Consider the following 7811-nt stretch of genomic DNA (forward strand, 5'->3'; position numbering starts at 1 on the left):
GGCGGGGGCGGAGTGGGGAGAACGCGCTGGTGGGGGCGGGGGTGGGTGCGGAATCGATACCTCTGTCTTCTGTCGAGTGAACGTGCGCTGTGTGCGGGGCAGTTGACGAGGGGCGTCCCTGGCTTCCGCAGTGGAGGTGATGCTCGATGTACGAGCGGGACGACAAGGCTGCGGCACGGGCGCGGGACGCGATCGACATCAACGACTTCGTTTTCGCGGCCACCGGGACGCGGGTGCGAAGGCTGACCACGCCGGAGGGCGAGCACTGGTTCCCGGCAGTGGACGTGGCCGTGAGCCTGGGCTACGCGAATACCCGGCAGGCACTGCTGTGGCATGTCTCGGAAGCCGACCACTTGACTCTCGGCGAGCTTGCGCGAAGCGTCTGTGGAGTAGACGCTCTGCGCAACGTTGCAGGTCGCGGGCTCAACAAGACGATGCGAATGGTGAATCTCCGGGGACTCATCGCCCTCGTCAACGGCTGCACCAAACCAGAGTGCGCACCCTTCAAGACCTGGGTCTCCGAAGTCATCGCCACCATCCAGCGCGACGGTTCCTACAGTCTCGACCCCGCCCCCGTGCAACCCGCGCCCGGCGGGAGCACCGCCTATCTCATGCCCGACGAAGTCGCCGAGGCCATCGTCCGGCTGGAGGAGCGGAACATCCGGGCCGACGAGGCGATGGTGGTCGCGCGGCTGGAGGAGATCGAGCAGGCGCGGCGGGCGAACGAGGAGCGCGGGCGAACGAACGATCACCTCGGCTCTCTCGGCTCCCGAGCCGGAGGGCTCCACCACGTCCTCGGCCGCATCGCCGACACCCTCGACCTCATCGCGGAGCGGCTCCAGCCCCCGGCGCCGCGCACCGAAGCCGAAGCAGTACCCGCACCGCCCCCGCCCCCGCCCCTCACCCCCCAGCGCCTCCTCGCGACCTGGCGGGCCCGGAACCTCGTCGTCACCGACGACGTGCACGCCGTGGCCGTCCATCTCGCCCCGGCCCTCGTACGCGGCCCGGTCCCCTGCAGGCTGGAGGAGGTCGCCGAGCGCACCGGGCTCACCCTCGACCGGGTGCACGACTGCGTGCGGATGCTGATCAAGCGGGGGTGTGTGCGCCAGGCGGGGAACGCGGGGGACGGTGTGCCGGTGTATGTGCTGCCGTAACCCGGCGCGTGCCCGCGCTGTCGGTGCCGTCTCCTACCCTCGACCGTGATGACAGCGACCGCACGCGTATGGAGATGCTCCGGCCTCCGCTGGACCCCGGAGGGCCCCGCGCTGGTGTGGGACGGTGGGCGGCGCAGTCCGCTGACCCGGGGGAAGCGGGTCGCCTTCGCGGTGGCGGAGGACACGACGCGCCGGTGTGTAGGCGCACGCGGGAACGACTGCCCGTTGCGGGCGGCGGTGTCGGGGCGGAGTACCGGTGCCCGGTGCGAGGAGTGCGCACGGCTGGACCGCGCGCATTCGGTGGCCGCCGACACACTGGCCGACGATCCGCGTCCGTACCGTGTCTATCTGGCCTGGTTCGGCCCCGGCATGACCAAGGTCGGCATCACGGCCGCCGAGCGGGGTTCCGCGCGCCTGCTCGAACAGGGCGCCGTCTGTTTCAGCTGGCTCGGCACCGGCCCCCTGATGGCGGCCCGCCGCACCGAGGAGCTGCTGCGCGCCGCGCTGAACGTGCCGGACCGGGTGCCGTACGCCGAGAAGCGCGCCGTACGGGCGCAGTTGCCGCAGACGAGCTTCGAACGTGCGCGAGAAGTGAGCGAGTTGCATGCTCAGGCCCGCGCCCTGCCCGCCTGGCCCGAGTCCCTCGACCCTGCCCCTTGCCAAGTCGTCGACCACACAGAGGCGTTCGGCATCCAGCAAGCCGAACCCGCCCTCGCCGACGTGCGCGAGCTGATCCCCGGTGGCACCCTCGCCGGTGAACTCGTCGCCGTCGCCGGACCCGATCTGCATCTCGCCGTCGACGGTCATGGGGTCGTCGTCCTCGACACACGGCTGATGACCGGCTGGGACCTCGTCACGCCACAGCCGTCGCACAGCGGTGAACCGGCCATCCCGGTGAGGAAGTTCGCGGCAGGGTCGGCCAGTCGCCAGGACGGCCTCTTCTGACGGGTGCCGTTCTGCCCCGCCCTGCGCCGAACGGGCGCGGCAATCCCCCATGAATCACCCAAGCGTTTCCCACCCATGTCCCAAACAACCCCCCGATCGGCCCCTTTCCGCTCACCCCTCGCGCATTTCTCAGTGAAATCACAGATTCCCGAAAGTCTCTTCTCAGAGGCCGCGGACATGGTTCCGCCATGACCACGACCTCGCCCCAGGGGCGCACCGAACTGCTGAGGCCGGACGGGAGCCCCGTCCGTGTGCTGGTGGTGGACGACGAGCTGTCCATCACCGAACTGCTGAGCATGGCCCTGCGGTACGAGGGCTGGCAGATCAGGAGCGCGGGGGACGGTCAGGGGGCGCTGCGCACCGCACGGGAGTTCCGGCCCGATGCCGTGGTGCTGGACATGATGCTGCCGGACATGGACGGCCTGACCGTGCTGAGCAGGCTGCGCCGTGAACTGCCCGACGTACCCGTGCTGTTTCTCACCGCCAAGGACGCGGTGGAGGACCGGATCGCCGGACTCACGGCGGGCGGCGACGACTACGTGACCAAGCCGTTCAGCCTGGAGGAGGTCGTGGCCCGGCTGCGCGGGCTGATCCGCCGGTCCGGGGCGGCCGACCGGAGGTCGGACTCCATGCTGGTGGTCGGCGACCTGACCCTGGACGAGGACAGCCACGAGGTGACCCGGGGCGCCGACTCCATCCACCTCACCGCGACCGAGTTCGAGCTGCTCCGCTTCCTCATGCGCAACCCGCGCCGGGTGCTCAGCAAGGCGCAGATACTGGACCGGGTCTGGTCGTACGACTTCGGTGGGCAGGCCAACGTCGTCGAGCTGTACATCTCGTATCTGCGCCGGAAGATCGACGCGGGCCGGGAGCCGATGATCCACACCCGGCGCGGCGCGGGTTATCTGATCAAGCCCGCCGTGTCATGAGCGGTCATGGCCGCCGCGTCCTGAGCGAGTCACAGCGGCCGCGCGGGTCACGGCGGCCGCCCCGGACCGGTGGCCGCCGCACCGCGCGGCCGCGCACGCTGCGGACCCGGCTGGTCGTCGCGTCCGTGGCGCTGATCGCCGTGGTGGCCGCGGTGATCGGCACGGTGACCACGCTGGCCCTGCGCGAGCATCTGTACGACCAACTGGACGGCCAGGTAAGGGAGGTCGCCCAGCGCGCGGGCTTCCACCCGTTCCAGCTCCCCGAGGTCGGGGACACCGATCCGGGGAGCGGGGCCGACACGTCGAGCCCGGCCCAGAAGGTCCGCACGCTGCTCACCACGGGACCGACACGGCCCGGGACCGTCGCCGGGTTCGTGCGGGACGGCCAGGTGGTGTCCGCCGCCCGGACCGTGCAGCACAACGACTACCTCAACAGGTTCCAGATGCGCGCGACCGCGCTCACCGCCGACCAGGTCACGGCGCTCTCCGCGGTGCCACGGGACAACAGTCCGCACACCGTGCACCTGCCGGGGCGCGGTGACTACCTCGTACGGTTCACCACGGCCAACCACGGCGCCGACCAGTTCTACGTCGCCCTGCCGACCGCCGACGCCGACGGCACCGTGGACACCCTCGTCCTGGCCGAGGTCTGCGTCACCCTCGCCGGACTCGTCGCCGCCTCGCTGGCCGGAGCCGTCATCGTCGGCGTGGCCACCCGCCCGCTGCGCCGGGTCGCCGCCACCGCCACCCGCGTCTCCGAACTCCCGCTGCACAGCGGCGAGGTGAACCTCAGCGAGCGCGTCCCCGAGGCGGAGTGCGACCCGCACACCGAGGTCGGCCGGGTCGGCGCCGCGCTCAACCGGATGCTCGACCATGTGCACGGCGCCCTGCACGCCCGCCAGCAGAGCGAGACGCGGGTACGGCGTTTCGTCGCCGACGCCAGCCATGAACTGCGCACCCCGCTCGCCTCGATACGCGGCTACGCCGAGCTGACCCGGCGCGGCCGTGAACCCGTCGGCCCGGACACCCGGCACGCGCTGGGCCGGATCGAGTCCGAGGCGGCGCGGATGACGCTGCTCGTGGAGGACCTGCTGTTGCTCGCCCGCCTTGACGCGGGCCGCCCGCTCCAGTTCGAGCAGGCCGACCTGGTCCCGCTGGTCGTGGACACCGTCAGCGACGCGCGCGCGGCCGGGCTCGGCCACAACTGGCGGCTCGACCTGCCCGACGAGCCCGCGCTCGTGACCGCCGACGTCGCCCGGCTGCACCAGGTCCTGGTCAACCTGCTGGGCAACGCCCGCACCCACACCCCGCCGGGCAGCACCGTGACCGCGCGGGTGCGTCCGCGTGGCCCCTGGATGTGTGTGGACATCGAGGACGACGGCCCCGGCATCCCGACCGAGCTGCTGCCGCACGTCTTCGAACGGTTCGCGCGGGGCGACTCGGCGCGCACCCGCGCCACCGGGTCCACCGGCCTGGGTCTCGCCATCGTGCGGGCCGTCGTCCTCGCGCACGGCGGCGACGTGCGCGTGGAGAGCGCGCCGGGCCGCACCGTGTTCACCGTCCGGCTGCCCCTGACGCCGGGGAAACCGCTGCCGTCCGGCCGCCCGGAACAGTCACTCCTGACGCAGGGGCAACCGGAACACCGGCCTCACTCACAGCCGGACCACAGCGTCACCACACCCGCGCGACAGGGCGCCTGACAAGAGTCACTTCCATGCGAAGCGACTCTTCTCCCGGCACCCTGCCGGCGCGGGAGCACCTCCCCGCCGACGCCGCGGGCACGCCGGTCCTGGACGTAGTCATCCCGGTCTACAACGAGGAGAAGGACCTCGAACCGTGCGTGCTCAGGCTGCACGAGCACCTGACCCGCACCTTCCCGTACGGCTTCCGCATCACCGTCGCGGACAACGCGTCCACCGACACCACCCCGCTCGTCGCGGCCGGTCTCGCCGCCGCCCTGCCCGAGGTGAGCGTCCACCGGCTTGAGCAGAAGGGCCGGGGCCGCGCCCTCGCGGCGGTGTGGTCCGCCTCCGACGCGCCGGTCCTCGCCTACATGGACGTCGACCTGTCCACCGACCTCAACGCCCTGCTCCCGCTGGTGGCCCCGCTGATCTCCGGCCACTCCGACCTCGCGATCGGCTCCCGGCTCAGCCGGGCCTCCCGGGTCGTGCGCGGCCCCAAGCGGGAGTTCATCAGCCGTGGCTACAACCTGATCCTGCGCGGCTCGCTCCAGGCCCGTTTCTCCGACGCGCAGTGCGGCTTCAAGGCCATAAGGCGCGACGTGGCCCAGGTGCTGCTGCCGCTGGTGCGGGACACCGGCTGGTTCTTCGACACCGAGATGCTGGTGCTCGCCGAGCGGGCCGGGCTGCGCATCCACGAGGTGCCGGTGGACTGGGTCGACGACCCGGACTCGACCGTGCACATCGTGCGCACCGCGACCGACGACCTCAGGGGCGTCTGGCGCGTCGGCCGCGCGCTCGCCACCGGCTCGCTCCCGCTGGACCGCCTCGCCCGCCCCTTCGGGGACGACCCGCGCGACCGCGAGATCTCGGACGTGCCCCGCGGCCTGGCCCGCCAGCTGGTCGGCTTCTGCGTGGTCGGCGGCCTGTCCACCCTGTTCTACCTGCTGCTCTACAGCGTCTTCCGGCAGTTCTCCGGCTCCCAGGTGGCCAACGCGCTCGCCCTGCTGCTGTCCGCGCTCGCCAACACCGCCGCCAACCGCCGCCTCACCTTCGGCGTGCGCGGCCGGGGCGGGGCCGTACGGCACCAGGCGCAGGGCCTGGTCGTCTTCGCCATCGGACTCGCCCTGACCAGCGGCTCCCTGGCCGCCCTGAGCGCGGCCACCACGCACCCCGCGCACTCCACCGAGCTCGCGGTCCTCATCGCCGCCAACCTCGCGGCGACCGTCCTGCGCTTCCTCCTCTTCCGCGCCTGGGTCTTCCCGGACCGCGCCGCCGAGCCGGTACGGCAGTCGGCCGAGCCCACCGGACAGGGCGCGCCCTTCGTGCCGTTCACCCCGGCCGCGAAGCACGCGCGGACCGGGTACGACACCGAGCCGCCGTACGCCCCACAGGTCCCGCAGACCCCGTATGCCCCGCAAGCCGCGTACGCCTCCCACACCCCGTACACCCCACCGACGTCGTACGACGACCCGACCACCACCACCCGACCGGGGGACGCCCGATGACCACCCAGTACGACCGGTTCACCCCGCCGGAGGCACCCGCCCCGGCCCCCGAACCCGTGGCCCAACCCGCCGACTCCCGGCCCCCGTTCGCCCGCAGGGTGTGGCGCGGGCGGTCCGAGGACCCGGCCTGGGCGCGCCCCGCCTTCCTCGGGCTGCTGGCCGCGACGCTGGTCCTCTACCTGTACAACCTCAGCGCCTCCGGCTACGCCAACTCCTTCTACTCGGCGGCCGTACAGGCGGGCAGCACGTCCTGGAAGGCGTTCTTCTTCGGCTCGCTGGACGCGGGCAACGCCATCACCGTCGACAAGCCCTCGGCGTTCCTGTGGCCGATGGAACTGTCGGTCCGGATCTTCGGCCTGAACTCGTGGGCGATCCTCACCCCCGAGGTCCTCATGGGCGTCGGCACGGTGGCGGTCGTGTACGCGGCCGTACGGCGCCGGTTCAGCCCGGCCTCCGGCCTGATCGCGGGCGCGGTGCTCGCGCTGACGCCGGTGGCGGCGCTGATGTTCCGGTTCGACAACCCGGACGCGCTGCTGGCCCTGCTGATGGCGCTGGCCTGCTACTTCGTCGTCCGTGCCGTGGAGGACGGGCGGACGAAGTGGCTGGTGTGGGCGGGTGTGGCGATCGGTTTCGCGTTCCTCGCCAAGACGCTCCAGGCGTTCCTGGTCCTGCCTCCGCTGGCGCTGGTCTACGCCGTCTGCGGGCCCACCCCCCTGCGCAGGCGGCTCGGGCAGCTGGCCCTCGCGACCGGCGCGCTCGTGGTCGCGGGCGGCTGGTGGGTCGCGGTGGTCGAGCTGTGGCCCGCGTCCTCCCGCCCGTACGTCGGCGGTTCGCAGCACAACAGTTTCCTGGAGCTGACCTTCGGCTACAACGGCCTCGGCCGCATCAGCGGCGACGAGACCGGCAGCGTCGGCGGCGGTGGCGGCCGGGGCGGCGCCGGTGGCGGCGGGGCCTGGGGCACGACCGGCTGGGACCGGATGTTCGGCACCGAGGTCGGCAGCCAGATCTCCTGGCTGCTTCCGGCCGCGCTGATCCTGCTGGTCGCGGGCCTGTGGGCGACGCGCAAGCTGGGGCGCACGTCCGTCACCCGCGCCTCGTTCCTGCTCTGGGGCGGCTCGCTGCTGATCACGATGGCGGTCTTCAGCTACATGGCGGGCATCTTCCACCAGTACTACACGGTCGCCCTCACCCCCTACCTCGGCGCGGTCACCGGCATGGGCGCCGGGCTGCTGTGGGAGCGGCGCAAGGAGACCTGGGCCGCGCTCGTCCTGGCCGCCGCCTCGGTGGCCGGGGGCGCGTGGGGGTACGTGCTGCTCAACCGCACGCCCGACTATCTGCCCTGGCTGAGGTGGCTGGTGCTGGTCGGCGCCCTCGTGGCGGCCCTCGGTCTGGTCTTCGCCGCCCGGCTGGGCCGTCCCCTCGCCCTCGGCGCGGCCGGGCTCGGCCTCGCGGCGGCGCTCGCCGGTCCGACGGCGTACACCCTGAGCACGGTCGACTCGGCCCACACGGGCTCCATTCCGACGGCGGGTCCGGCGGGCGCGAGCATGATGGGCTTCGGGGGCGGCGGCCGGCGCGGCGGGATGCGCGGCGGCTTCC

General features: G+C 72.5%; 6 protein-coding genes. All 6 read left to right on the top strand.

The genetic code is table 11. The features are described 5' to 3' along the window. Positions 1-146 precede the first annotated feature (146 nt). Entirely contained in the window at positions 147-1154 is a 1008-nt protein-coding gene (locus GTW40_RS09665) for a Bro-N domain-containing protein (protein WP_161179754.1), read from the top strand. Between the two features lie 48 nt (positions 1155-1202). Further along, positions 1203-2099, top strand: coding sequence for a DUF2797 domain-containing protein (locus tag GTW40_RS09670; RefSeq protein ID WP_161179755.1), 897 nt, complete (start codon positions 1203-1205; stop codon positions 2097-2099). Positions 2100-2287: 188 nt separating this feature from the next. Next, a complete protein-coding gene (locus GTW40_RS09675; RefSeq protein WP_161179756.1) occupies positions 2288-3028 on the top strand; it encodes a response regulator transcription factor in 741 nt (246 codons plus the stop codon). Beyond that, positions 3025-4728: a HAMP domain-containing sensor histidine kinase gene (locus GTW40_RS09680; protein ID WP_161179757.1), complete on the top strand. Its 1704-nt coding sequence runs from the start codon at positions 3025-3027 to the stop codon at positions 4726-4728. The genes GTW40_RS09675 and GTW40_RS09680 overlap by 4 nt, the downstream gene beginning before the upstream one ends. Before the next feature lie 14 nt (positions 4729-4742). Then, entirely contained in the window at positions 4743-6215 is a 1473-nt protein-coding gene (locus GTW40_RS09685) for a bifunctional glycosyltransferase family 2/GtrA family protein (protein ID WP_161179758.1), read from the top strand. Between the two features lie 329 nt (positions 6216-6544). Continuing rightward, a partial coding sequence (locus GTW40_RS09690; protein WP_343245648.1) for a glycosyltransferase family 39 protein occupies positions 6545-7811 on the top strand: 1267 nt, incomplete at its 3' end.

The organism is Streptomyces sp. SID4985, from assembly GCF_009863025.1.
In the GTDB taxonomy this organism is placed as follows: domain Bacteria; phylum Actinomycetota; class Actinomycetes; order Streptomycetales; family Streptomycetaceae; genus Streptomyces.